This is a genomic window from Streptomyces sp. NPDC048295, from assembly GCF_040652135.1.
Classification (GTDB): Bacteria; Actinomycetota; Actinomycetes; order Streptomycetales; family Streptomycetaceae; genus Streptomyces.
This window is the reverse complement of record NZ_JBEZLL010000043.1, coordinates 1-23,928: the sequence shown is the minus strand read 5'-3', so window position 1 is coordinate 23,928 and position 23,928 is coordinate 1. Positions and strand designations below refer to the sequence as shown.

20 protein-coding genes and 1 pseudogene are annotated in these 23,928 nt (G+C 71.9%); 8 read left to right on the top strand and 13 right to left on the bottom strand.

What is annotated here, in order from left to right:
- Window positions 1-153 precede the first annotated feature (153 nt).
- From AB0D53_RS38865 to AB0D53_RS38845, 5 genes are all read left to right on the top strand, one after another.
- Complete coding sequence (locus AB0D53_RS38865) at window positions 154-2,025, top strand: ABC transporter substrate-binding protein (protein ID WP_362454089.1); 1,872 nt, start codon at window positions 154-156, stop codon at window positions 2,023-2,025.
- A 91-nt stretch (window positions 2,026-2,116) separates the two neighbouring features.
- Window positions 2,117-3,199, top strand: coding sequence for an ABC transporter permease (locus tag AB0D53_RS38860; protein WP_362454088.1), 1,083 nt, complete (start codon window positions 2,117-2,119; stop codon window positions 3,197-3,199).
- Window positions 3,196-4,131: an ABC transporter permease gene (locus AB0D53_RS38855; RefSeq protein WP_362454087.1), complete on the top strand. Its 936-nt coding sequence runs from the start codon at window positions 3,196-3,198 to the stop codon at window positions 4,129-4,131. Before AB0D53_RS38860 ends, AB0D53_RS38855 begins: the two co-directional genes overlap by 4 nt.
- Entirely contained in the window at window positions 4,128-5,156 is a 1,029-nt protein-coding gene (locus AB0D53_RS38850) for an ABC transporter ATP-binding protein (protein WP_362454086.1), read from the top strand. The genes AB0D53_RS38855 and AB0D53_RS38850 overlap by 4 nt, the downstream gene beginning before the upstream one ends.
- Entirely contained in the window at window positions 5,153-6,148 is a 996-nt protein-coding gene (locus tag AB0D53_RS38845) for an ABC transporter ATP-binding protein (protein ID WP_362454085.1), read from the top strand. Before AB0D53_RS38850 ends, AB0D53_RS38845 begins: the two co-directional genes overlap by 4 nt.
- A gap of 74 nt (window positions 6,149-6,222) precedes the next feature.
- Here the strand turns inward: AB0D53_RS38845 and AB0D53_RS38840 are convergent, their stop codons facing one another.
- The 9 genes from AB0D53_RS38840 to rimP form a co-directional block, all read right to left on the bottom strand.
- Window positions 6,223-7,176 carry a bifunctional riboflavin kinase/FAD synthetase gene (locus tag AB0D53_RS38840; RefSeq protein ID WP_362454084.1) on the bottom strand — a complete coding sequence of 318 codons (954 nt, stop codon included), beginning with the start codon at window positions 7,174-7,176 and terminating at the stop codon, window positions 6,223-6,225.
- 43 nt (window positions 7,177-7,219) lie between these two features.
- Window positions 7,220-10,873 (bottom strand): serine protease, encoded by a 3,654-nt coding sequence (locus tag AB0D53_RS38835; protein ID WP_362454083.1) that lies wholly within the window; start codon window positions 10,871-10,873, stop codon window positions 7,220-7,222.
- A gap of 215 nt (window positions 10,874-11,088) precedes the next feature.
- Window positions 11,089-11,985, bottom strand: coding sequence for a tRNA pseudouridine(55) synthase TruB (gene truB / locus AB0D53_RS38830; protein WP_362454082.1), 897 nt, complete (start codon window positions 11,983-11,985; stop codon window positions 11,089-11,091).
- On the bottom strand, window positions 11,982-12,434 hold the full coding sequence (gene rbfA / locus AB0D53_RS38825; protein WP_362454081.1) for a 30S ribosome-binding factor RbfA: 453 nt from the start codon (window positions 12,432-12,434) through the stop codon (window positions 11,982-11,984). The genes truB and rbfA overlap by 4 nt, the downstream gene beginning before the upstream one ends.
- 25 nt (window positions 12,435-12,459) lie before the next feature.
- Complete coding sequence (locus tag AB0D53_RS38820; protein WP_362454080.1) at window positions 12,460-12,756, bottom strand: DUF503 domain-containing protein; 297 nt, start codon at window positions 12,754-12,756, stop codon at window positions 12,460-12,462.
- A gap of 167 nt (window positions 12,757-12,923) precedes the next feature.
- A complete protein-coding gene (gene infB, locus AB0D53_RS38815) occupies window positions 12,924-16,016 on the bottom strand; it encodes a translation initiation factor IF-2 (RefSeq protein WP_362454079.1) in 3,093 nt (1,030 codons plus the stop codon).
- A gap of 147 nt (window positions 16,017-16,163) precedes the next feature.
- A complete protein-coding gene (locus AB0D53_RS38810) occupies window positions 16,164-16,442 on the bottom strand; it encodes a YlxR family protein (RefSeq protein WP_362454078.1) in 279 nt (92 codons plus the stop codon).
- 124 nt (window positions 16,443-16,566) lie between these two features.
- Window positions 16,567-17,607 (bottom strand): transcription termination factor NusA, encoded by a 1,041-nt coding sequence (gene nusA, locus AB0D53_RS38805; RefSeq protein ID WP_329813711.1) that lies wholly within the window; start codon window positions 17,605-17,607, stop codon window positions 16,567-16,569.
- 2 nt (window positions 17,608-17,609) lie between these two features.
- Window positions 17,610-18,107 (bottom strand): ribosome maturation factor RimP, encoded by a 498-nt coding sequence (gene rimP / locus AB0D53_RS38800; RefSeq protein WP_362454077.1) that lies wholly within the window; start codon window positions 18,105-18,107, stop codon window positions 17,610-17,612.
- 178 nt (window positions 18,108-18,285) lie between these two features.
- On the opposite strand from rimP, the gene AB0D53_RS38795 reads away from it, so the two are divergent.
- The 3 genes from AB0D53_RS38795 to AB0D53_RS38785 are packed head-to-tail and all read left to right on the top strand — an operon-like array spanning window position 18,286 to window position 20,259.
- A complete protein-coding gene (locus AB0D53_RS38795) occupies window positions 18,286-18,813 on the top strand; it encodes a hypothetical protein (protein ID WP_362454076.1) in 528 nt (175 codons plus the stop codon).
- Window positions 18,810-19,328: a ferritin-like domain-containing protein gene (locus AB0D53_RS38790; protein ID WP_362454075.1), complete on the top strand. Its 519-nt coding sequence runs from the start codon at window positions 18,810-18,812 to the stop codon at window positions 19,326-19,328. Before AB0D53_RS38795 ends, AB0D53_RS38790 begins: the two co-directional genes overlap by 4 nt.
- A gap of 28 nt (window positions 19,329-19,356) precedes the next feature.
- Entirely contained in the window at window positions 19,357-20,259 is a 903-nt protein-coding gene (locus AB0D53_RS38785) for an aminoglycoside phosphotransferase family protein (protein WP_362454074.1), read from the top strand.
- Between the two features lie 74 nt (window positions 20,260-20,333).
- Here AB0D53_RS38785 and AB0D53_RS38780 read toward each other — a convergent pair whose 3' ends face one another.
- From AB0D53_RS38780 to AB0D53_RS38765, 4 genes and pseudogenes are all read right to left on the bottom strand, one after another.
- Entirely contained in the window at window positions 20,334-22,028 is a 1,695-nt protein-coding gene (locus AB0D53_RS38780) for a proline--tRNA ligase (RefSeq protein WP_362454073.1), read from the bottom strand.
- A gap of 81 nt (window positions 22,029-22,109) precedes the next feature.
- The gene (locus AB0D53_RS38775; RefSeq protein ID WP_362454072.1) at window positions 22,110-22,679 is read right to left on the bottom strand and encodes a GNAT family N-acetyltransferase; all 570 of its coding nucleotides are present in this window, start codon (window positions 22,677-22,679) and stop codon (window positions 22,110-22,112) included.
- 64 nt (window positions 22,680-22,743) lie between these two features.
- Window positions 22,744-23,589 (bottom strand): GNAT family N-acetyltransferase, encoded by an 846-nt coding sequence (locus AB0D53_RS38770; protein WP_362454071.1) that lies wholly within the window; start codon window positions 23,587-23,589, stop codon window positions 22,744-22,746.
- Between the two features lie 168 nt (window positions 23,590-23,757).
- Window positions 23,758-23,928: pseudogene (locus AB0D53_RS38765) on the bottom strand (4-hydroxy-3-methylbut-2-en-1-yl diphosphate synthase); the annotation flags it as partial.

Here is a 23,928-nt window from a genome sequence, read left to right as displayed (position 1 = left end):
GTGCGGGCCCTCTGCGCATTCCCGCAGACCACACGCCGTTTCGATGACCGTTGACGTGGCTCGACCCCCGCTGATAAACCTTCGCTTCACCAGCTGGCGAACCACAGATCAACCCGCCTTCTCCGTGCGAGTCATGACGCGAGGTCCCTGACCATGGTCGAAAGAGTTCCACCACGCTCCGCCCAGCCACGCTCACGTCTGCGTGTCCTCCTGGCCTCCGGTGCCGCCGCACTGGCGCTGGCCGCCGGGTCCGTCGTCCCGGGTGTGCCGCTCGGCGCCGCGCCCCAGCAGGCGCAGGCCGCCGACAGCGGAAAGTCGACACTGACCGTCGCCGTCGCACAGAGCGTCGACTCGTTGAGCCCGTTCCTCGCTCAGCGGCTCATGAGCACCAGCATCTCCCGGCTCATGTACGACTTCCTCACCAACTACGACCCCAAGGACAACCACGCGATCCCCGGCCTCGCCACCAAGTGGGAGCCGTCCGCGGACAAGTTGACCTGGACGTACACCATCCGGTCCGACTCCAAGTGGTCGGACGGGCAGCAGGCCACCGCCGAGGACGCGGCCTGGACGTTCAACAAGATGATGACGGACGAGGCCGCCGCGCAGGCCAACGGCAACTTCGTCGCGAACTTCAAGAAGGTGACGGCTCCCAGCCCCACGCAGCTGGTCATCGAGCTCAAGGAGCCTCAGGCCACCATGGCGGCACTCGATGTGCCGATCGTGCCGAAGCACGTCTGGGAGAAGGTCGGCGACTTCTCCAAGTTCAACAACGACAAGACGTTCCCGATCGTCGGCAACGGGCCGTTCGTCGTCACCGACTACAAGGTCGACCAGTATGTGAAGCTCAAGGCCAACAAGGACTTCTGGCGCGGCAAGCCCAAGTTCGACGAGCTGGTCTTCAAGACGTACAAGGACCAGGACGCGGCGGTCGCCGCACTGCGCAAGGGCGAGGTCTCTTTCGTCGCCGGCTCCCCCGCGCTGACGCCCGCCCAGGCCGCGTCGCTCAAGGGCGAGAAGAACATCAAGGTCAACGAGGGTCCGGGCCGCCGCTTCTTCGCGCTGGCCACCAACCCGGGCGCGCAGACCAAGGACGGCAAGAAGTTCGGCAACGGCAACAAGGCCCTTCTCGACCAGAAGGTGCGCCAGGCCCTCTTCCTGTCCATCGACCGCAAGACCATCATCGACAAGGTCTTCCAGGGCCACGCCGTCGAGGGCCAGGGCTACATCCCGCCGCGCTTCTCCGCGTACCACTGGCAGCCGACCGCCGAGCAGAGCCTGGCGTACGACCCGGCCAAGGCGGCCAAGCTGCTAGACGAGGCGGGCTACGCACTCAAGGGCGGCCAGCGGGTCGGCAAGGACGGCAAGCCGCTGGACCTGCGCATCCTGTGCCACGCCACGGACCCCAACGACAAGGCGATCGGCAAGTACCTCAAGGAGTGGTGGGGCAAGCTCGGCATCGGCCTGAAGGTCGACTGCCTCGACGACGTCTCGGTGCCCTGGTACGCCGGTGAGTACGACCTCGCCTTCGACGGCTGGTCCGTCAACCCGGATCCCGACTTCGTCCTCGGCATCCACACCTGCGCAGCGCTGCCGGCCAAGGCGAAGGACAGCGCCTCCACCGACAACTTCATCTGCGACAAGCAGTACGACGAGCTCTACAAGAAGCAGCTCGCCGAGTACGACCCGGCCAAGCGCGCCGAGATCGTCAACCAGATGCAGTCGTGGCTCTACGACTCCGGGTACATGAGCGTCATCGCATACCCGAACGCGGTCGAGGCCTACCGCACCGACCAGATCAAGTCGATCACGACCATGCCCGAGGCGGCCGGCAACATCTACGGCCAGGACGGTTACTGGAGCTGGTGGTCCGCGGCTCCTGCGTCCGGCGACAGTTCGGACGGCTCCGGCGGGTCGGGCTCGACCGGCGTCGTCATCGGCATCATCGTGGTGGTCGTGGTGCTCGCCGGTGGCGGGCTGTTCATCGCGAGGCGCCGCCGCGACACGGCGGACGACCGCGAGTAACCACTCGGACGGGTCGAGAGAGAGACCGGCCGGTGAACGCGCAGCTCACCGGCCGGCCCTCCACGTGCAGCACGAGTAACGAGAGTTCCCCATGACAGCTGACAGCACTCCGGCGCTCGTGCAGGTCGCGGACGCGGACACCGACGGCCCGGCTCAGGCCGGCCCGTCGGCCGCCCGCGGTCCACGGGCGCGCAACACCAAGGCATACCTCCAATACGTGGCGGCCAAGATCGCGGGAGCGGCGGTCTCGCTCTTCGCCGTTCTGGTCACCAGCTTCTTCCTCTTCCGGCTCATTCCCAGCGACCCGGTGAAGCAGATGACGGGTGGCCGACCCGTCTCCGCCGAACAACTCCAGTCGCTCCGGCACCAGTTCGGGCTCGACCAGCCGATGTGGCAGCAGTTCACGTCGTATGTGGGAGACGCCCTCACGGGCGACTTCGGCACCTCGTTCCAGTTCCACGCGCCGGTCATCGACAAGATCACCGAGGCGCTTCCGGCGACCCTGCTCCTCACCGGCACGTCGTACGTCCTCTACACCGCGCTCGGCATCTGGCTCGGCACCCGTACCGCCTGGCGCAACGGCTCCACGAGCGACCGCTTCAACACCGCGTTCGCCCTCACGCTCTACTCGGTGCCGTCGTTCTGGCTGGGTCTGCTCCTGATCATCGTCTTCGCGGTGGGTATCGGACCGATCCCCGGAATGTTCCCGACGGGCGGTCTGGAGTCGGGCACCGAGACCGGGTTCGCCTACATCCTCGACGTGGCGCACCATCTGGTCCTGCCGGTGATCACACTGGTGGCGGTCGGGTACGCGCAGACGCTCCTGGTGATGCGTTCCTCGCTGCTCGACGAGATGGGCAGCGACTATCTGACGACGGCCCGCGCGAAGGGGCTGCGGGACGACGTCGTACGCCGCAAGCACGCCGTGCCGAACGCGATGCTGCCGACTTTCACACTGATGTTCGTGAACCTCGGGCATGTGGTCGCCGGACAGATCCTGGTCGAGACGGTGTTCTCCTGGCCGGGCCTCGGCGGCCTCTTCTACCAGGCGCTCAGCGTGCCCGATCTCCCGCTCGTGCAAGGGCTGTTCTTCGTCTTCGCCACCGCTGTGATCCTGGCGAACACCCTTGCCGATGTGCTCTATCCGCTGCTCGATCCCCGGGTGGGCCGATGACTACCGAATCCATGCCCACGCCCACGAAGGCGGAGACCGCGCAGAATCCGCGCGCCCTGGCACGCGCGCGCAAACGGCGGTCCATGGCCCGCTTCTGGCGGGAGTACCGGGGCCACCGGAGCGGCCTGTGGGGTCTGGGCGGGCTCGTCCTGATCGCGCTGGTCGCCGTGTTCGCGCCGCAACTCGTCGGCGCCGACTCGCAGAGCGTCACCGGCGCCCCGGGCGGCGCGCTGGAGTCGCCGAGCGGCGAATTCCCGCTCGGTACGGACCAGTTCGGGCGCAGTGTGCTGGCGCTGCTGGTGTGGGGCACCCGGGTGTCACTGACGGTCGGCCTGCTCGCGGCGTTCCTGTGTGTCGCCATCGGTACGGTCGTCGGCATCGTCGCCGGCCACTTCCACGGCTGGTACTCGACGGTTCTGATGCGGATCACCGACTGGTTCCTGGTGATGCCCACGCTGGTGCTCGCCATCGCGCTCGCCACGGTGATGGACCGCTCGATGTGGACGGTCATCATCGCGATCGGGGTCACGACCTGGCCGACCACGGCCCGGCTGGTCCGGGCCCAGACGCTCGCCGTGGAGTCCCGCCCGTACATCGAGCGCGCCCGCGCGCTGGGCGGCGGCCACGGGCACATCATGGTCCGGCACGTGCTGCCGAACGTGATGCCGCTGGTGCTCGCGCAGACCACGCTGGTGATCTCCAGCGCGATCCTCACCGAGGCCACCCTGGCCTTCCTCGGTCTCAGCGACCCGACCACCACCTCCTGGGGCGGCATGCTCCAGGACGCCCGCGAGGCGGGTGCGGTCAGCGCGGGCGACTGGTGGTACCTGGCACCGCCCGGCATCGCCATCGCCCTGGTGGCCCTGGCGTTCACGCTGTGCGGCCGCGCCATCGAGTCCGTCCTCAATCCCAAGCTGGGGGTGGCCCGTTGAGCACGACGAGCATCCAGAAGACGCCGCTTCTCGACGTACGGGACCTCACGGTGACGTACGCCGGCGGGGCACAGGCCGTCCGTGGTGTGAACCTCTCGGTCGACGCGGGGCAGAAGCTCGGCATCGCCGGTGAGTCGGGCTGCGGGAAGTCGACGCTGGCGCTCGCGCTGCTGCGGCTGCTGCCCGCCGGTACGAAGGTCTCCGGCGAGATCCTGCTGAACGGCGAGGATGTCCTCGCCATGAAGTGGGGCCAGGTCCGGGCGGTGCGCTGGGCCGGGGCGTCGATCGTCTTCCAGGGCGCGATGCACTCGCTGAACGCGGTGCACCGCGTCGGGGACCAGATCGCCGAACCGATTCTGCTGCACAAGAAGGCGACGCAGGCCGGGGCCGCGAAGAGGGCCGGCGAGCTGCTGGAGCAGGTGGGGCTGCCCGCGGCCCGCGCCGCCGCCTATCCGCACGAGCTCTCCGGCGGGCAGCGGCAGCGCGTGATGATCGCGATGGCGCTGGCCTGCGCCCCGGGGCTGATCATCGCGGACGAGCCGACCACGGCTCTCGACGTGATGATCCAGGCCCAGATCCTCCGGCTGATCGAACAACTGGTGTCCGAGCAGGACCTCGGCCTGATCATGATCAGCCATGACCTCGCGGTGCTCTCGGACACCTGCGACCGGCTCGCGGTGATGTACGCGGGCCGGGTCGTCGAGGAGGGCCCGGCGTCCGAGGTCTACGAGAACGCGCACCACCCGTACGGCAAGGCCCTGTCCGGCGCGTTCCCGCGCATCGGCGACCCGGCCTCCCGGTTCGCGCCCCGCGGGCTGCCCGGCGATCCGCCGGACCCGTCGGCGCTGCCCGGCGGCTGCACCTTCCACCCGCGCTGCCCGGTGGCCCTGGAGTCCTGCACGACCGAGGACCAGGAGCTGCGGGCCGCGGGGCCGGAGCGGCGGGCCGCCTGTGTGCTGGTGGAGCCGGGGGCTTTCGCGGCCCCGGCCCTGCCGGGCGCCGAGGAAGCAAGGAGCACACCATGAGCACCACCACTCCCCTGCTCAGCGCCGAGGGGCTGAAGATCACCTTCCCCGGCCGGCGCGGGGCCGCCCCGGCGCGCGCCGTGGACAGCGTCGACCTGGACATCCGGCCAGGCGAGATCGTCGCGCTGGTCGGCGAGTCCGGCTGCGGCAAGACGACGCTGGCGCGCTCACTGCTGGGCCTGGTCCCGCCGACGTCCGGACGGGTCACCTTCGGCGGCAAGCCGCTCGACTATGCGAGCCGGGCGCTGAAGACGTACCGCAAGCGGGTCCAGCTGGTGCTCCAGGACCCCAGCGGCTCGCTCAACCCGCGGCACACGGTGTACGACGCCGTCGCCGAGGGGCTGCGGATCCACGGGTACGCCGGGGACGAGCGGGAGGCGGTGGCCGGGGCGCTGTCCCGGGCCGGGCTGCGGCCCCCGGAGCGGTTCTTCCTGCGGTATCCGCACGAGCTGTCCGGCGGTCAGCGTCAGCGGGTCGTGATCGCGGGCGCGCTGGTGCTGGAGCCCGAGCTGATCGTGGCCGACGAGCCGGTGGCCTCGCTGGACGCCTCGGTGCGCGGCGAGATCCTGGCCCTGATGCTGCGGCTGCGGGACGAGCTGGGCCTGTCCGCGCTGGTGGTGACGCACGACCTCGGGCTGGCGTGGAACATCGCGGACCGGGTCGCGGTGATGTACCTCGGCCGGATCGTGGAGACGGGCAAGGTCGAGGAGATCCTGACGGCTCCCCAGCACCCGTACACCCAGGCACTGTTGTCGGTGCTCCCGGAGTCCGGGGCGGAGCCGGTGATCCTGACCGGTGAGCCGCCGGACCCGTCCAGGGTGCCGTCCGGCTGCCGGTTCCACGCCCGCTGCCAGGTGCTGGCCTCGGGCGAGGCGGAACGGGCGGGCGTCGCGGATGCCTGCCGCACGAAGGATCTGCCGGTGCTCGCGGGCGGCGGGCAGACCCAGGTGGCGTGCCACTGGGCGGCCGCGGCCGCGAAGGCCCGGGCGTAGGACAGGCTACGACGCGGGGCCGGGACCGTCTCCTCGACGGTTCCGGCCCCGCGTCGTCCCGTACGGGAAGAGGTTCAGCCGCGCTCGTACGCGGAGATCAGCTCGCCGCACCGCTTCACATCGGCGGCCATCGCCACGAGCAGGTCGTCGATCGAGTCGAACTTCAGCATCCCGCGCACGTACGCGAGGAAGTCCACCGCGACATGGAGCCCGTACAGATCGAGGCCGACGCGGTCGATCGCGTACGCCTCCACCGTCCGCTCCGTGGCGTCGAACTGCGGGTTCGTGCCGACCGAGATCGCGGCGGGCATCGCCTCGCCGTTCACGTTCAGCCAGCCCGCGTAGACGCCGTCGGCGGGGATCGCGGTGTGCGGCAGGGTCTCCACGTTGGCCGTGGGGAAGCCGAGCTCACGGCCGCGCTGCGCACCGCGGACGACGATGCCCTCGACCCGGTGCGGGCGGCCCAGGATCTCGGCGGCACCCGCGACATCGCCCTCGGCCACCAGCCGCCGGGTCAGGGTGGAGGAGAACGGCTCGCCGCCGCCCGCCTCGCCGCTCACGTACAGGTCGATGACCTCGACGCGGTAGTCGTAGGTCTCACCGAACTCGGTGAGCAGCTGCACGTTCCCGGCGGCCCTGTGGCCGAAGCGGAAGTTCGGGCCCTCGATGACCAGCTGCGCGTGCAGCTTGTCGACGAGCACCTTCACGATGAAGTCGGTCGGTGCCAGCTTCGAGAACTCGCTGGTGAACGGCAGGATGAGCACCGCGTCCACGCCCAGCTCCGCCATCAGCTCGGCGCGCCGGTGGTGCGGGGCGAGCAGCGGCGGGTGGCTGCCGGGCCGTACGACCTCGCTGGGATGCGGGTCGAAGGTGACCACGACCGACGGCACGCCCAGCTCACGGGCGCGCTCCACGGCCCGCCCGATGATCAGCTGGTGTCCGCGGTGCACCCCGTCATAGGAGCCGATGGTGACGACGCTGCGTCCCCAGTCCTGGGGGATGTCCTCCAAGCCACGCCAGCGCTGCACTCTGACCGCTCCTCGCCCGAACCTGTGTACGTGGGTTTGTCTCTTACGCAGGTCTAAGACTGCCATGCTCACGCCGCGCGGCCTGCATCGGCATCGCCTTCGCGCTGCCCAGCGCCTCCACCGTCCGCCGCGCGCTCGGGCCGACGAGCGTCGCCCATTCCTGCGGGGCGCCGGCCAGCCACCCGTTGATCAGGGCGGCGAATCCGGGCACCTCACGGGCGAGTTCGACCAGCCGGCGGTCGAAGCGGACCGCACCCTCGGGGGTCCGGACCAGCAGGGTCGCCGTGCGGTGGACCAGGGCACGGGTGCGGGCGGGGGCGCGGGTGCCGGAGCCGGTCGCGGCGGCCCGCAGCAACGCGTCGAGCACGGCCGGATCGCGGTGGGCCTCCTGCTCGAAATCCAGCAGGACCTCCAGCAGCTGCTCCCGCAGCGGCCCGGAGGCGGGGCTCCCGGGTGCGGCCAGCACTCCGGCGAGCGCTCCGCGTACCGGTGGCGGGACGGGGCGGTCCCGCAGCAGCCCGGTCACCAGGGGCAGCAGCAGGGCACGGGCGGCGGGGCCGCTCTCCAGTCTCCGGTCGATGTACGAGGCGGGGTGCACGGCGTCGTCCGGGTGGCTGTCGATGTAGGCGCGCACCAGCCCGGCGGTGTGCAGGGCGAGCGCGGGGGCGTCGATCCCGGCCAGTGAGCACAGCGCCTCGCCCGCCCCGTCGTCCGGCCGGGTGAGCCGCTCCCGGAACGCGGCGAGCACCACCTCCGGGTGGGAGGGCAGCGCGACGGCGAGCGCCTGTGCGGACGGCCCGCACTCCCCCGCGACGAAGGCCCGGAGCGCCTGCGGGAGGTGGCGGTCCCGGGTCCGCGGATCCTGTACGAGGAGGGCGAGCGCGGCCCCGTGCAGGGTGGCGTCCGCCGGACGGGCCAGCAGGGCCAGGGCGGATCCGCGCAGCAGCTCGCGGTCGGCGTCCAGGGTGGCGTGTGGAGAGGTGACCAGCGCGTACGTGGCGGCGGCGGTGCGGCGGTCCCCGCGGTCCTCGTCGTGGGCCCAGCGGTGGACGGCCCGGCACAGCGCGGAGGGCTCGTCCTCGGCCAGCGCGGCGAGCAGTTCCCCGGCCCTGGGGTGGGGTGTCGAGACCAGCGCGTCGGTCAGCTCGTCGACGGCCAGGTCCCGGCGGGCGTAGAGGAGCGCCTGGGCGGCGGCCGCCACGGTCGGCCGCATCGCGTCCCCGTCCCCGGCGGGGAGCGGGCGCTCGTCGGTGAACCAGCCGCAGAGCAGGGGCAGTACGGTCCGCGGCCGGTCGGCGAGGCGGCGCGCCACGGCGTCCAGGAACCGTTCGCCGCCGTCGGGACATGTGCCTGTGGAGCGGTCGTCGGCACGGGTTTCGCCGGGGGGCGGGCCGTCGGCGGGGACGAGGCGACGGAACAGATCCATCCGGTCCTCCTCGGACAGCCTGAGCCGCCACCAGAACCACGGCCCGAACGCGGCGTACGTCCCCGGGCCGCCCGGCGCGCCCGTGGCCGCCCGGCGCACGACCCGGCCGGCCAGGAGGCGCAGCACGCCGAGGTGCGGCCGGGCGTCGGGCACCCGGAGCAGGGTCTGGGAGAGCAGCCGGACCGCCCACCAGCGGGCGTCGTGGCGCGGTCCCGGGTTCGCCACCGCCTCGGACCCCGCCTCCATGGACAGCCGGTCCAGCGCCTCGATGAGATCGGCCAGCTGGTGGGAGAGGGCGGCGGGGCCGTGCCGTCGGCCCAGGAGCAGCAGGGCCTGGATCACCGGCCCGATGCGGTGGCGCGGTACGGGCAGGGTGCGCGTACCGGTCGCCGCAGGCGGCCTCCTCGGCTGCGGGACCCGGCCTTCGGCGGCCGGCGCCCCCGGCTCTCCGCCCGGCCCCTGCTGGGCGTGCCAGCGATGGACCAGCGCGTGCAGCGCCGCGTCGACGTCCAGGTGGGCGCCCTGCACCCAGTCCCCGAGCTCCTCGTGCGCGAAGCGGTAGCCGGCGCCCGCCGGGACGAGCAGGCCCTCGGTGAGGACGGCCGAGGCCCAGCCCGTGCGCCAGGGGAAGACCTCCTCGAACGCCGCCCGGTCCAGCTCCCCCTGCCCGGGGCCCAGACAGCGCCGCGCCGCCTCGTGGACCTGCCCCGCCACCCGGGCGGCCAGCCCGCGCACCGCGCCGCCCCCGGGCGGCCGGCCGGACGCGGCGGCGATGCGGACCGCGACGCGCAGGCACATCAGGTCCAGATGGGCGCCGAAGACCTCCTCGGTCCCGGGCTGCCCGGCGACGTCCCCCGGCAGCGCGGCGCGCACCTCCGCGAGCAGGCGCAGGGTGAGCGGGTGCCGGTCGTGCCCGGGGGCGAGCCCCTCCGGCGGGATGGCGTACCGCTCCTTGGCCTGTCCGGCCTGGCCTGCGGTGAAGTCGCCCAGGCGGACCGCGGGAGGCAGCCGCCTGGCCGGTCTGGCGGGGCGGTGCAGCGCCCCGGGCGGACAGAACGCACCGGCCGTCTCCCAGTGCTCGGGGCCGCAGGCGATCACCAGCCGCGCCCCGTTGTCCCGCAGCCACTCGACGGTGGCGGTGGTCCACCGGGCCGGCTCGTGGGCCAGCGCGGGAGGCATCTCCTCGGGGCCGTCCAGCAGCACGAGCAGGGGGCTCCCGGACTCCTCGGCCAGCCGGGCCACCCGCTCGGGGGTGGCGCTCGCCATGTCGCCCCGGGCGCCGGCCGCGGTGACGATCCGGCCTGCCCGGCGCAGTGCGCGGGCGACGGCGTCGGCGACCGAGGTGTCGTCGGCCAGCAGATCGGCGCCGCGCAGCCAGAGGGTGGGGGCGGGCACCGGGCCGCGCGCCCGGCGTGCGGTGAGCGCGGCCAGTTCGGTGGTGCGGCCGGTGCCCGGCGCTCCGACGAGACCGAGGACGACGGCGGGGCCTTCCGGTGCCGATCCGGCGCGGACCGGGCCCGCGAAGGCGTCGAACTCCGCGGTGACGTCCGGGCGTTCGACCGGATCGGGGCAGGCGGCCGGTCCGTCCGCCGAGCCGAGCGAGGTCGCGGTGAGGTGCAGGGCGCCCGCGAGGTTCAGATCGCGTCCGTATCCGGGGACACTCGTGGCGTTGCGCCGCAGCAAGGCGCCGAGCGGGCCCTCGGCGCTCCCCGCCCGGAGCGGCACGGCGAACCCCGCCCCCGTGTGCCCGGCGCGCAGCGCACTGCCCAGCACGGCGATGACCGCGCCGCTCTCCGGGTCGAAAACGGGTCCGCCCACGGCCGCCCCGCCGAGCCGCAGGGCGTCCCTGCCGTCCGTGCCGAGCGCCAGCTCCAGCGCCGCGCCGATCCGGTGGGTGCGGCCGTTCGCGGTGTACGTCACGGGGGCGGTGCCGAGCACTCTGGCCTCGCGCCAGCCGCACGCGGCGATCGTCACGTACGTACCGGCGTCGATCCGCTCCCGCAGGGCGATCGGGACCGGCTCCACGCCCAGCTCGCCCGGCCCCGCGGTGTGCAGCAGGGCGAGATCCAGCTCGGGCAGCGCGGTGATGTCGCCGGCCTCCAGGGCGCGGCTGCGGCCGTCCGGTCCGTGCAGGACCAGCCCGGTGGGGCCGTCCACGGCTTCATGACTGGTCAGTACCGTGCCCCGGTCGTCCGCGACGAATCCGGTGCCCCTCGGCCGGCCGGCCGGATCGCAGATACGTACCAGCGCTGCCCGGTCCCCGCTTCCCATGATCCGAACGTTAGGTCCGATGATCAGCGCGTGTACCACTCGGAGTAAAAGCGCCCCCGAATGCACCCCCTATTCACTCCGAGCGCCTGCCCATTGGGGTGAATTGGCGGCGTCCGGTGGACAGAACAAATGGGGGACCGTGGAGCGGGCGCCGGGAACTGCCCCGCCCGCTCCACGATGAGCATCCCGGAGAACCGGCCCGCCCACGGAGCCCGTCAGACGAATACGGCGAGGCTCTTGGCCTTGCCCTTCTGCTCCTCGACGAGCACCAGGAAACGCCCGTCGGGCCCGAAGACACCGACCGGTCCCGGTGGGAAGGCCGGCATGTCCAGCCGGACGCCGTTCAGCAGCAGCTTGGCGCGCTTCTCGTCCACGTCCCAGCGGGGGAAGGCCGAGGCGGCGGCCTCGGCCACCGGCATCACGGTCAGCTCCTGCTGGTGCTGGTCGAGCGTCCGCGCCGCGTCGAGGCCGTAGGGCCCGACGCGGGTGCGCCGCAGTGCGGTCAGATGCCCGCCGACGCCGAGCCCGGCACCGAGGTCCCGGGCGATCGCGCGGATGTACGTGCCCGAGGAGCAGACCACCGAGACGACCAGATCGACGACCGGCGTGCCGTCCTCGGCGACCTCCGGGCGGACGTCGTAGACGTGGAAGGACGAGATCGTCACCGGCCGGGCCGGGATCTCGAACTCCTCGCCGCCGCGCACCCGCGCGTAGGACCGCTTGCCGTCGATCTTGATGGCGCTGACCTTGGACGGCACCTGCATGATCGGTCCCGTCAGGGCCGCGACCCCGGCGTCGATGCCTTCGCGGGTCACACCGGAGGCGTCGGTGGACGAGGTGATCTCGCCCTCCGCGTCGTCCGTGACGGTGTTCTGGCCGAGCCGGATCGTGCCGAGGTACTCCTTCTCGGTCAGTGCGAGATGGCCCAGCAGCTTGGTGGCCTTCTCGACACCGAGCACGAGAACGCCCGTGGCCATCGGGTCCAGCGTGCCGGCGTGACCGACCCTGCGGGTCCGGGCGATGCCGCGCATCTTGGCGACGACGTCGTGCGAAGTGAAGCCGGACGGCTTGTCGACGATGACAAGGCCGTCCGGCGTTTTCTGCGATGTCATTCGGAGGCGGCGTCCTCGTCGTTGTCGTCGTCCGCCTTGCGGTACGGGTCGGCACCACCGGCGTACGTGGCGCCCGAGGACGCCTCGCGCACCCGTGCGTCCGAGGCACGCGCCCGGTCGAGGAGGTCCTCGATCGCCTTGGCGTTGCCCGGCAGGGCGTCTGCCACGAAGGCCAGCGTGGGGGTGAACTTCGTCCCCGCCGCCGCTCCGACCGCCGAGCGCAGGATGCCCTTGGCGCTCTCCAGACCGGCCGCGGCGCTGGCCCGCTCCTCGTCGTCGCCGTAGACCGTGTAGAAGACCGTGGCCTCCCGCAGGTCACCGGTGACCCGGGTGTCCGTGATGGTCACGTGCGTACCCAGACGCGGGTCCTTGATGCCGCGCTGCAGTTTCTCGGCGACCACCTCCTGGATGAGGTCCGCCAGCTTCTTCGCCCGCGCGTTGTCGGCCACTGGTCCGTCTCCTTCTTCGCCTTGCTCAATCGTCTTCGTCGCTGTGTACCCGCCGTCGTACGGACAGCAGCTCCACTTCCGGGCGTGCGGCCACCAGCCGCTCGCACCGGTCCAGAACATCTGTGAGGTGTCCGGTGTCCCCGGAGACCACGGCAAGACCGATCTCGGCCCTGCGATGGAGATCCTGACCGCCCACCTCCGCCGCGCTCACCGCGAATTTGCGCTGGAGTTCGGCGACGATCGGGCGGACGACGGAGCGTTTCTCCTTCAACGACCGTACGTCGCCGAGAAGCAGATCGAAGGACAGTGTCCCCACATACATGTATGTCCGGATGTCCCGCCGGTTCGGGTTCGCGCCCTGCCAGTGCTTGGCAGGGACACCAGAACCGTACACGGAACGGCCGGGGCCGATCGACGGAAATACGACCCGTCGACCGGCCCCGACTGTTGAAGAGAGGTCCGGGGGTCTCCCCCCGGAATTCCCGTGGATCAGCCTCGCGGCTTCTCGCGCATCTCGTACGTCGCGATGACGTCGTCGATCTTGATGTCGTTGAAGTTTCCGAGGTTGATACCGCCCTCGAAGCCTTCGCGGATCTCGGTGACGTCGTCCTTGAAGCGGCGCAGACCGGAGATGTTGAGGTTCTCCGCGATGACCTTGCCATCGCGCAGCAGGCGCGCCTTGGTGTTGCGCTTGACCTCGCCGGAGCGGACCAGCACACCGGCGATGTTGCCCAGCTTGGACGAGCGGAAGATCTCGCGGATCTCCGCCGTACCGAGCTCGACCTCTTCGTACTCCGGCTTGAGCATGCCCTTGAGGGCCGCCTCGATCTCCTCGATGGCCTGGTAGATCACCGAGTAGTAGCGGACGTCGACGCCCTCGCGCTCCGCCATCTGCTGGGCACGCCCGGCAGCGCGGACGTTGAAGCCGATGACGATGGCGTCGGAGCCGGTCGCCAGGTCGATGTCCGACTCGGTGACCGCACCCACACCGCGGTGCAGGACCCGGATGTCGACCTCGTCGCCGACGTCGAGCTGGAGCAGCGAGGACTCGAGAGCCTCCACCGAACCGGACGCGTCGCCCTTGATGATGAGGTTGAGCTCCTGGACCAGACCGGCCTTGAGCGCCTCGTCCAGGTTCTCCAGGGAGAACCGGACACCCTTGCGGGCGAAGTTGGCGTTGCGCTCACGGGCGGCACGCTTCTCGGCGATCTGACGGGCCGTACGGTCCTCGTCGACCACCAGGAAGTTGTCGCCGGCACCCGGGACGTTGGTGAGACCGAGCACGAGGACGGGGGTCGACGGACCCGCTTCCTCGACGTTGTTGCCGTTGTCGTCGAGCATCGCCCGGACACGGCCGTACGCGTCGCCGACCACCATCGTGTCGCCGATGCGCAGCGTGCCGCGCTGGACCAGGACGGTCGAAACGGCACCGCGGCCGCGGTCGAGGTGGGACTCGATCGCAATACCCTGCGCGTCCTGCTCCGGGTTGGCCCGCAGGTCGAGCGAGGCGTCGGCGGTGAGGACGACGGCCTCCAGAAGGGACTCGATGTTGAGGCCCTGCTTGGCGGAGATGTCGACGAACATCGTGTCGCCGCCGTACTCCTCGGCCACCAGACCGAACTCGGTGAGCTGACCGCGCACCTTGGTCGGGTCGGCGCCCTCGACGTCGATCTTGTTGACCGCGACCACGATCGGCACCTCGGCCGCCTTGGCGTGGTTCAGCGCCTCGATCGTCTGGGGCATCACACCGTCGTTCGCCGCCACCACGAGGATCGCGATGTCGGTGGACTTCGCACCACGGGCACGCATGGCGGTGAACGCCTCGTGACCCGGGGTGTCGATGAAGGTGATGCGGCGGTCCTCGCCGTTGACCTCGGAGGAGACCTGGTACGCACCGATGTGCTGCGTGATGCCGCCGGCCTCGCCCGCGACGACGTTCGTCTTGCGGATCGCGTCCAGCAGTCGGGTCTTGCCGTGGTCGACGTGACCCATGACGGTCACGACCGGCGGACGGGAGACCAGAGCCTCTTCGCCGCCCTCGTCCTCGCCGAACTCGATGTCGAAGGACTCGAGCAGCTCGCGGTCCTCCTCCTCGGGGCTGACGATCTCGAGGACGTAGTTCATCTCGTCCGCGAGCAGCCTGAGGGTGTCGTCGGAGACGGACTGCGTCGCCGTGACCATCTCGCCGAGGTTCATCATCACGGCGACGAGCGACGCCGGGTTGGCGTTGATCTTCTCCGCGAAGTCGGTGAGGGAGGCACCGCGCGACAGACGGACGGACTGTCCGTTGCCGCGAGGCAGCATGACGCCGCCCACCGACGGGGCCTGCATGGCCTCGTACTCCTGGCGCCTCTGCCGCTTCGACTTGCGGCCGCGACGCGCGGGGCCGCCGGGACGGCCGAACGCACCCTGCGTGCCACCACGGCCGCCGGGGCCGCCGGGACGACCGCCGAAGCCGGGACGACCGCCGAAGCCGCCGCCGCCACCACCGGGACGACCCGCACCGCCGCCACCGCCGCCACCGGGACGGCCGGCGAAGCCGCCGCCACCGCCACCGGGACCGGCCGGACGGCCTGCGAAGCCACCGCCACCGGGACGGCCCGCGCCGCCACCGGGACGACCGCCGCCACCGGGACCACGGCCACCGCCGGGGCCACCACCGGGACGCGGGCCGGCAGCGGGACGCTGCGGCATCATGCCCGGGTTCGGACGGTTACCACCGGGGGCACCGCCCGGACGGGGAGCCTGCGGACGGGGCATGCCGCCCGGAGTCGGACGGGCACCACCCTGGCCCTGCGGGCGCGGAGCGCCACCGGGGCCGCCCTGCGGACGCGGGGCGCCCGGACGGTCCTGGCCGCCACCGGGACGCGGGGCGCCGCCGGGACGGGGCGCCTGCGGACGGGCCATGCCCGTCGAGCCACCGGAGGTGAAGGGGTTGTTGCCCGGACGGGGACCGGCCGGACGGGCGCCGGGGCGCGGTGCGCCCTGGCCCGCGGGACGTGCGGGGCGGTCGCCGCCGCGCTCGCCACCACGGCCGCCGTCGCGCTGGCCACCGTCGCGCTGACCGCCGGCCGGGGCCGGGCGGGCGGGACGGGGACCGGGGGTGGCACCCGCGGGACGAGGGGCCTGCTGCTGCGGGGCAGCCTGCTGGGCCGGAGCCGGAGCCGAGAACTCGGCAGCGGGCACCGGGGTCACCGGAGCGGGCTTGGGCGCGGGCTTCGGGCCCGGACGGGGGCCGGGAGCCGGCGCGGAAGGCGCTGCGGGGGTGCTGCTCGCCGGGGCGGCGGGGGCCGGCTTGGGGGCCGGGGCGCCGGGCTTCGGGGCAGCGGGACGTGCCGCAGCGGCCGGGGAGGGCGCTGCGGGCTTTGCGGGCGCCTTGCGGGGCGCGCCAGGCTTTGCAGCGGACTTGCCGGCGTTGCCGCCGGGCCCCTGCAGTGCGTCAGTCAACTTGCGTACAACCGGCGCCTCGATCGTCGAGGACGCCGAACGGACGAATTCACCGAGTTCTTGGAGCTTGGCCATGACGACCTTGCTCTCGACGCCGAACTCCTTGGCGAGTTCGTATACCCGGACCTTAGCCACTTCGCTCCTTTTAGGTCCGGGTTACCGCCGGACCGTCGCTACTTCATGGGCGTACTCATCGCGTACTCATCGAGTGCTCATCGCAATCTCGACCTACTTCCAACTCGCGAGGTACCTGACCGCACGGGGTCCCGTGCCGTTCATTTCTTACGGTGTCGCCCGTTCGACGAACCGCTGCACTGCGGCGGGGTCGAACGGCCCCTTGGCCTTGAAGGCCCGGGGGAAGGCCCGGCGGCGAACCGCCAGGTCCAGACAGACGGAGGCGGGGTGTACATAGGCACCCCGGCCGGGCAGCGTACCGCGAGGATCGGGGACGCAGTCGTCCCCGTCCGCGACGATGCGCAGCAGCTCGCTCTTGGCCGCCCGCTCCCGGCATCCCACACAGGTTCGCTCAGGGCAAGCACGGGCGTGCGTCCGGCCAGACACGGCTAAGTCTACCTCCCCGCACCGACCTCACCCCTTTGGGGCAAAAATCGAACGGATGTTGTCGTGATCTCAGCGGCTTGCCGCTCAGATGTATTCCCCGCGGGGTGTGATTCCCGCGGCCGGCTCAGCGGCGCTCGGACCGCTCGCGGGCCCGCTCGGCCCGCTCCCGGTCGGCCACGTCGCGCTCGGCGTCGGTCTCGGTGTCCGGGCGGATGTCGATGCGCCAGCCGGTGAGACGGGCGGCGAGGCGGGCATTCTGCCCCTCCTTGCCGATCGCCAGCGAGAGCTGGTAGTCCGGCACGGTGACCCGGGCGGACCGGGCACCGAGGTCGACCACCTCGACCTCGCTCACCCTTGCGGGCGACAGGGCGTTGGCGACCATCTCGGCCGGGTTGTCCGACCAGTCCACGATGTCGATCTTCTCGCCGTGCAGCTCGGCCATGACATTGCGCACCCGGCCGCCCATCGGGCCGATGCAGGCGCCCTTGGCGTTCAGCCCGGAGCGGGTCGAACGGACCGCGATCTTGGTGCGGTGACCGGCCTCGCGGGCGATCGCGCAGATCTCGACGGAACCGTCGGCGATCTCCGGCACCTCCAGCGCGAAGAGCTTCTTCACCAGGTTGGGGTGGGTCCGCGACAGCGTCACGGACGGACCGCGCACACCCTTGGCGACCCGTACGACGTAGGTACGCAGCCGCAGGCCGTGGGTGTACTCCTCGCCCGGCACCTGCTCCTGCACCGGCAGAATCGCTTCCAGCTTGCCGATGTCGACCAGGACGTTCTTCGGGTCCTTGCCCTGCTGGACGACGCCGGTGACGACATCGCCCTCGTGGCCCGCGTACTCGCCGAACGTCTTGTCGTCCTCGGCGTCGCGCAGCCGCTGCAGGATGACCTGCTTGGCGGTGGTCGCGGCGATCCGGCCGAAACCGGACGGGGTGTCGTCGAACTCCTTGGGCTCCTGGCCCTCTTCCAGGTCGGCCGGGTCCTCCTTCGCCCACACCGTCACATGGCCGCGCTCGTCGAGCTTCACTCGCGCGCGGCGGTGGCTTCCGTCGGTACGGTGGTAGGCGATGAGGAGGGCCGACTCGATCGCCTCGACGAGCACGTCGAAGGGGATCTCCTTGTCCTGTGCCAAGCCCTTCAAGAGCTTCACATCGATGTCCACGGCTACGCCTCCTCTTCCTTCTTGTCCTTGCGGCTGAATTCGATCTCCACGCGCGCCTTGGCGATCTCGTCGAAGGCGACCCGGCGGGACGTGGGCTTGCGGCCCTTGACGCCCGGCACTTCGAGGTCGAGGCCCTCCTCGTCCACGGCGAGGATGCGGGCCACCAGCTCGCCGCCCTCGTGCAGGTGGAACTTGGCCAGGCGGCCCGTGGCACGTACGTAGTGGCGGTGCTCCGTCAGCGGACGGTCGGCACCGGGGGAACTGACTTCGAGGACGTACTCGCCGTCGCCCATCGCGTCGGTCTCGTCCAGCTTCTCGGAGATGGCGCGGCTCAGCTCGGCGCAGGCGTCCAGCTCGACGCCCTCTTCGGAGTCCACCACGATGCGCAGCACATGGCGGCGGCCGGCCCGGGACACCTCGATCTCTTCGAGGTCCAGCTGTTCGGCGCTGACGAGCGGTTCGAGCAGCCCGCGCAGCCTCTCGCTCTGGGTGGTGCTCATCCGGGTGACTCCTCGGCCGCGTGTGCTGTTGTGGGGGATCGTCGCGTGTCAGGTCAAAGGGTATCCGGTCCCGAGGGGTGTTGCCGTCCGCCGGCTCCCCGGCCGCAGGTACGCTCGCCTGCGGTGATCACTTCAGGACAGATCCAGTCAAGTCAGGTACAAGCCCGAAGGAGAACAGGTGCGGCGCACGGGGACGACGCGCAGAGGTGTGTTCACCGCGACGGGAGCGATCGCCCTGGGGGCGGTGCTGGCCGGCTGTGGTGACGGGCCCGGTGGCGGGAAGGACTCCGGCCGCTCCGCGGCGGCGACCGCGGCCGAGCAAGCCTCCGCGGCGCGGGCGGAGAAGCGGATCCGGGCGGCCGCCGCGCGGACCGGTCTGGAACTGCTCGGCAACTACGAACACGTGATCAGGACCCATCCGGCGACCGCCGCCGGGCTCTCCCCGCTGCGAAACGCCGTACGGGCCCACACCAAGGCGCTGGTACCGGCCGGCGGGCAGGCGCCCGCCCTCTCGCGGCCGCGGGCCACCGATGCCGGGACCGCCGTCAGGGAACTGGCCGCGGCGGAGCGCCGCGCCGCGGACACACATCTGGCGGCCCTCATGGAGGCCCCACCGGAGCTGGCCCGGCTGCTGGCGTCGATCGCGGCGGCGGGCGCGGCCCACGCCTATCTGCTGACCGAACTGGCCAAGGAGGCCTCGTCATGAGCGCCGGAACGCAGAAGGCCGCCCAGGCGGCCCTGGCCGCCGAGCACGCGGCGGTGTACGGGTACGGCGTGGTCGGCGGCCGGGTCGCCGAGGGCCGCCGGGCCGAGGCCAGAGCCGCCTACTACGCGCACCGGGCCCGGCGCGACGCGTTGGTGCGGACGGTGCGCGGGCTGGGCGGTGAGCCGGTCGCGGCGCAGGCGGCGTACGCTCTGCCGTTCGCGGTGCCGGACCCGGCCGCGGCGGTGCGGCTGGCGGCCGTGCTGGAGGACCGGGTCGCGGGCGTGTACTCCGATCTCGTCCGGGCCGCCGAGGGGCCGCTCAGGCGGGAGGCCGCCGACGCGCTGCGGGAGGCCGCGGTCCGCGCGGTCCGCTGGCGGGGCAGCGGCGTACCCTTTCCCGGGCTCGCCGAGCGGACCGCCGACGGCACCGCCGCGAAGGCGGGGACCGCCGCGCACGCCGGGTCCGGTGCGAAGAGCGGGGCCGATGTGACGAACGGGTCCGGCGCGGCGCACTGAAAAAGCTCTGAAAGGGAACAAAGCACGTATGGGTTTCGAACCGCCGCAGCGTCTGGTGCGGGCGCTGGGCGAGTCGTACGGGGACGCGGCCGCCGCCGACTGGCTGGCGCGGCTTCCCGCACTGACCGAGGAAGCGCTGTCCGCCACCGGAGGGCCGGCCGTGGAGCGGGTCGCCGCCCCGGGGGGCCGCAGCAGTCTGGTCCTGCTGGTGACGTGTGCCGACGGCACCCCGGCCGCGCTGAAGATCGCACCGCCCGGGGCCGCACCCGAGCTGGAGCGGGCGGCGCTGGCCCACTGGAACGGCTGGGGCTCGGTGCAGCTCGTCGCCGCCGGACCCGGCGCACTGCTGCTGGAACGGCTGCACCCTGAGGTGTCGCTGCGCTCGCTGCCGGAGGCCAAGGCGCTGCTCGAAGCGGCGGGGACGGTGCGCCGGCTGTGGGTCGAGCCGCCGGCCGTCCACGGTTTCGAGACGGTCACCGAGCGGACCGGGCGCCGCATCGAGCCGATGCGCGCCTGCGCGGCGGCCGACCCGGCTCTGGAGCCCCTGGTCGCCGCGGCGCTCGCGGCGCGCGAGGAGCTGGTCGCCCACTCCCCCGAACTTCTGCTGCTGCACGGCAATTTCCGCCAGAGCAAGGTGCTGGCCGGGGAGCGGGTGCCGTGGCTGACGGTCGGTCCCGAGCCGCTGGTCGGTGAGCGCGCCTACGACCTGGCACGCCTGGTGCGCGACCGCGTCGAGGACCTGATCGCCTCGCCCGGCGGCCCGGTGACGGCCCGGCGGCGGATCAGGAAGCTCGCCGATTCGCTGGACGTGGACCGGGAGCGGCTGCACGGCTGGACGCTCTTCCGTGCGGTGGAGTCGGGAACCCGGGCGCTGGCGGCCGGCCGCCGCCAGGAGGGCGAGCTGTCGCTGGAGTTCGCCGGCTGGCTCTGAGCGCCTGTCGGACTCGGGCCCGGAAAAGGCCGCAGGCCCCGCGCGGTGCGCGGGGCCTGCGGCTTTCCGCGGTGTCAGGCGGTGAGGCGGGCGATCGCCTCGTCGACGGTGAGCTCCTCGCGCTCGCCGGTGCGGCGGTCCTTCAGCTCCAGGACGCCCTCGGCCGAGCGGCGGCCGGCGACCAGGATCTTCGGGACGCCGATGAGCTCGGAGTCGGTGAACTTGACGCCGGGCGAGACGCCCGCGCGGTCGTCGACCAGGACGCGCAGGCCCGCGGCGTTCAGCTTCTCGGAGACGTCCAGCGCCAGCTCGGTCTGGAGCGCCTTGCCCGCCGCGACGACGTGCACGTCGGCCGGGGCGATCTCACGGGGCCAGCACAGGCCCTTGTCGTCGGCGGTCTGCTCGGCGAGTGCGGCCACCGCGCGGGAGACGCCGATGCCGTACGAGCCCATCGTGACGCGGACCGGCTTGCCCTGCTGGCCGAGGACGTCGAGGGAGAAGATGTCGGCGTACTTGCGGCCGAGCTGGAAGATGTGTCCGATCTCGATGGCGCGGTCCACCTGGAGGCCGGTGCCGCACTCGGGGCAGGGGTCGCCCGCCTCGACGACGACGACGTCGAGGTGGTCGGCGACCTCGAAGTCGCGGCCCGCGACGACGTTCTTCGCGTGCTTGCCCTCCTTGTTGGCGCCGGTGATCCAGGCGGTGCCGGGGGCGACACGCGGGTCGGCGATGTAGCGGACCTTCTCCAGACCCTGCGGGCCGACATAGCCGCGTACCAGGTCGGGGCGGCCCTCGAAGTCCTCGGCGGTGACCAGTTCGACGACGGCGGGGGCGAGGTGCTCGCCGAGCTTGCCGAGGTCGACCTCGCGGTCGCCCGGCACGCCCACGGCCACGATCTCGCCGTCGACCTTGACCAGCAGGTTCTTCAGGGTGGCGGAGGCCGGGACGCCGAGGTGCGCGGCGAGCGTCTCGATGGTCGGGGTGTCGGGGGTGTCCAGCTCCTCGACGGGGCCGTGCGCCGAGCCGTCCGCGGGGGTGGCCTTGAAGGTCACGGCCTCGGTGTTGGCGGCGTAGTCGCAGGCGGGGCAGTCGACGAAGGTGTCCTCACCGGCCGGGGCGGGCGCGAGGAACTCCTCGGACGCCGAGCCGCCCATGGCGCCGGAGACGGCGGAGACGATGCGGTGGTCGAGGCCGAGCCGCTCGAAGATCCGGATGTAGGCGGCGCGGTGGAGCCGGTACGCCTCGGCGAGACCCTCGTCGGTGGTGTCGAAGGAGTACGAGTCCTTCATCTGGAACTCGCGGCCGCGCAGCACGCCGGCCCGGGGGCGGGCCTCGTCGCGGTACTTGGTCTGGATCTGGTACAGGATCACGGGCAGGTCCTTGTAGGACGAACACATGTCCTTGACGACCTGGGTGAAGATCTCCTCGTGGGTGGGGCCGAGGAGGTAGTCGGCGCCCTTGCGGTCCTTGAGCCGGAACAGCAGGTCGCCGTACTCGTCGTACCGCCCGCTCGCCTCGTACGCCTCCTTGGGCAGCAGCGCGGGGAGCAGCACCTCCTGGCCGCCGATGGCGTCCATCTCCTCGCGGACGACGCGGGTGATGTTCTCCAGGACCTTCTTGCCGAGCGGCAGCCAGGTCCAGATTCCGGCCGCGGTGCGACGTACGTAACCGGCCCGGACGAGCAGCTTGTGGTTGAGCGTCTCGGCGTCGGCCGGGTCGTCGCGCAGTGTCTTGATCATCAATCGGGACATGCGCTGGACCTGGGCCATGGTGAACTCCTGCTCGGAAAGGGTGATGTGCAGGAGGTTAGCCGGGCGGCCCGGGTGGGCGGAAATCCATTGACCGCGGTCTCAGCCCCTGCGACGCAGCGGGAGCGGGGCTCCCATCACGGCGTACGGCTTGGGAGCGCTGGGAAAGAGCACCTGACGTGCCAGGTCCTGGTAGCCGAGACTGCGGTACAGGCCACGTGCCGGACTCTCGGTGTCGATGGCGGAGAGGATGGACCGTGGGTGGTCGACGGCGTCGGTGATGGCGGTGATCAGGGTGCGCCCGATGCCCCGGTTCTGGAATCTCGGCAGGACGTGCAGCTCGGTGATGACGAAGGAGTCGTCGAGCCAGTGCACGCAGCCGGTGGCGCGGAGGTAGGGCTCGACGACGGTGGACCACCACTGGCCGCGTTCGTTCGGCATGCCGTAGACGAAGCCGACGAGCCGCTCGTCGGCGGTGGTGGCGCCGAGGGCGCGTGCGTGCGGGTGGTCGAGGTGTCTGAGGACGATGTGGCGCCGTACCTCGATCTCTTCGGGGCCCAGGCCGAAGGCGACGGCCTGCACGGCGAGCGCCTCGTCCACGCGAGCGGCGAGATCGACGGGCCCGATCCGGACGCTGGGAGTGCGGGGGCCGCCCCCGGAAACTGCTGCCATGCGCCGACCCTACTGGCCGCGGCGGGGTACGGGGTACGGGTCGGTGGCGCCGATGGCCGGAGGGTCAGAACAGCACGCTCATGAACGCGCCGGTCTCCCGGAAGCCGACCCGGGCGTAGGCCCGGCGTGCGGGGGTGTTGTAGTCGTTCACGTAGAGGCTGACTACGGGGGCGACATCGGCCAGCGCGTAGCGCAGGACCGCCGCCATGCCGGTCTCGGAGAGTCCGCGGCCGCGGTGTTCGGGGGCGACCCAGACGCCCTGGATCTGGCAGGCCTGCGGGGTCGCGGCGCCGATCTCCGCCTTGAAGACGACCTTGCCGTCCTCGATCCGGGCGAAGGACCGGCCGGATCCGACGAGTTCGGCGACGCGTGCCTGGTAGAGCAGTCCGCCGTCGCCCGCGAGCGGGGAGATGCCGACCTCCTCGGTGAACATCGCCACGCAGGCCGGCATCAGGACGTCCATCTCGTCCTTGCGGATCCGGCGGACCAGCGGGTCGGGGGCGATATCGGCGGAGGGGCTCTCGGTGACCATCAGCGGCTGGTTGGCCCGGACTTCGCGGGCGGGTCCCCAGCCCGGTTCGAGGAGCCGCCACAGCCGGGAGGTGGGCTCGGCGGGGCCGACGATCGAGGAGCAGCGGCGGCCGGCCCGGCGGGCCCGGTCGGCGAAGGCCCGGACGGCCTCGGGGGTGGCGCAGATGGGGACGAGGTTGGCGCCCGAGTAGCAGAGCGAGCGGAGCCTGCCGTCGGCGTACCAGCCCCACATCTCGCCGCCGAGGCGCCAGGGATCGAGACCCGCGATCTGGACCCGGGACGTCACGAAGGCGTTGGCGACGGGCTCGCTCTCCAGGACGGCGAGAGCGGCACCGAGATCGCCGGGTTCGAGGACCCGGGTGGTGGTCTGCGTCAACACGAGGGGGCCTCACCATACGGTCTGCTGATTTCCGCACTGTAACCGACGCGGCTGATCCGTGCCGCCCGCGCCTGCGAACAGGGTCCGCGGTGCTTCGTGAGGTCGCTCACGGCAGCGCCCCGCCGGTCGGTGTCCGTCCGGCGGGGCGCTGGGATGCGGGTCGTGGGTTCAGCTGACGGAGACCTCGGGCTCGCCCGAGGCGATGCCGTCCTTCTCCATCTGCTCGGCGATCTTCATGGCTTCTTCGATCAGCGTCTCGACGATCTTCGACTCCGGCACGGTCTTGATGACCTCGCCCTTCACGAAGATCTGCCCCTTGCCATTGCCCGACGCCACACC

What these genes read in the sequence shown, in the direction of transcription:
- AB0D53_RS38865 (WP_362454089.1), top strand. Translation starts at nt 154, where the DNA reads ATGGTCGAAAGAGTTCCACCACGCTCCGCCCAGCCACGCTCACGTCTG.
- AB0D53_RS38860 (WP_362454088.1), top strand. Translation starts at nt 2,117, where the DNA reads ATGACAGCTGACAGCACTCCGGCGCTCGTGCAGGTCGCGGACGCGGAC.
- AB0D53_RS38855 (WP_362454087.1), top strand. Translation starts at nt 3,196, where the DNA reads ATGACTACCGAATCCATGCCCACGCCCACGAAGGCGGAGACCGCGCAG.
- AB0D53_RS38845 (WP_362454085.1), top strand. Translation starts at nt 5,153, where the DNA reads ATGAGCACCACCACTCCCCTGCTCAGCGCCGAGGGGCTGAAGATCACC.
- AB0D53_RS38835 (WP_362454083.1), bottom strand. Translation starts at nt 10,873, where the DNA reads ATGGGAAGCGGGGACCGGGCAGCGCTGGTACGTATCTGCGATCCGGCC.
- truB (WP_362454082.1), bottom strand. Translation starts at nt 11,985, where the DNA reads ATGACATCGCAGAAAACGCCGGACGGCCTTGTCATCGTCGACAAGCCG.
- AB0D53_RS38820 (WP_362454080.1), bottom strand. Translation starts at nt 12,756, where the DNA reads ATGTATGTGGGGACACTGTCCTTCGATCTGCTTCTCGGCGACGTACGG.
- rimP (WP_362454077.1), bottom strand. Translation starts at nt 18,107, where the DNA reads ATGAGCACCACCCAGAGCGAGAGGCTGCGCGGGCTGCTCGAACCGCTC.
- AB0D53_RS38790 (WP_362454075.1), top strand. Translation starts at nt 18,810, where the DNA reads ATGAGCGCCGGAACGCAGAAGGCCGCCCAGGCGGCCCTGGCCGCCGAG.
- AB0D53_RS38785 (WP_362454074.1), top strand. Translation starts at nt 19,357, where the DNA reads ATGGGTTTCGAACCGCCGCAGCGTCTGGTGCGGGCGCTGGGCGAGTCG.
- AB0D53_RS38780 (WP_362454073.1), bottom strand. Translation starts at nt 22,028, where the DNA reads ATGGCCCAGGTCCAGCGCATGTCCCGATTGATGATCAAGACACTGCGC.
- AB0D53_RS38775 (WP_362454072.1), bottom strand. Translation starts at nt 22,679, where the DNA reads ATGGCAGCAGTTTCCGGGGGCGGCCCCCGCACTCCCAGCGTCCGGATC.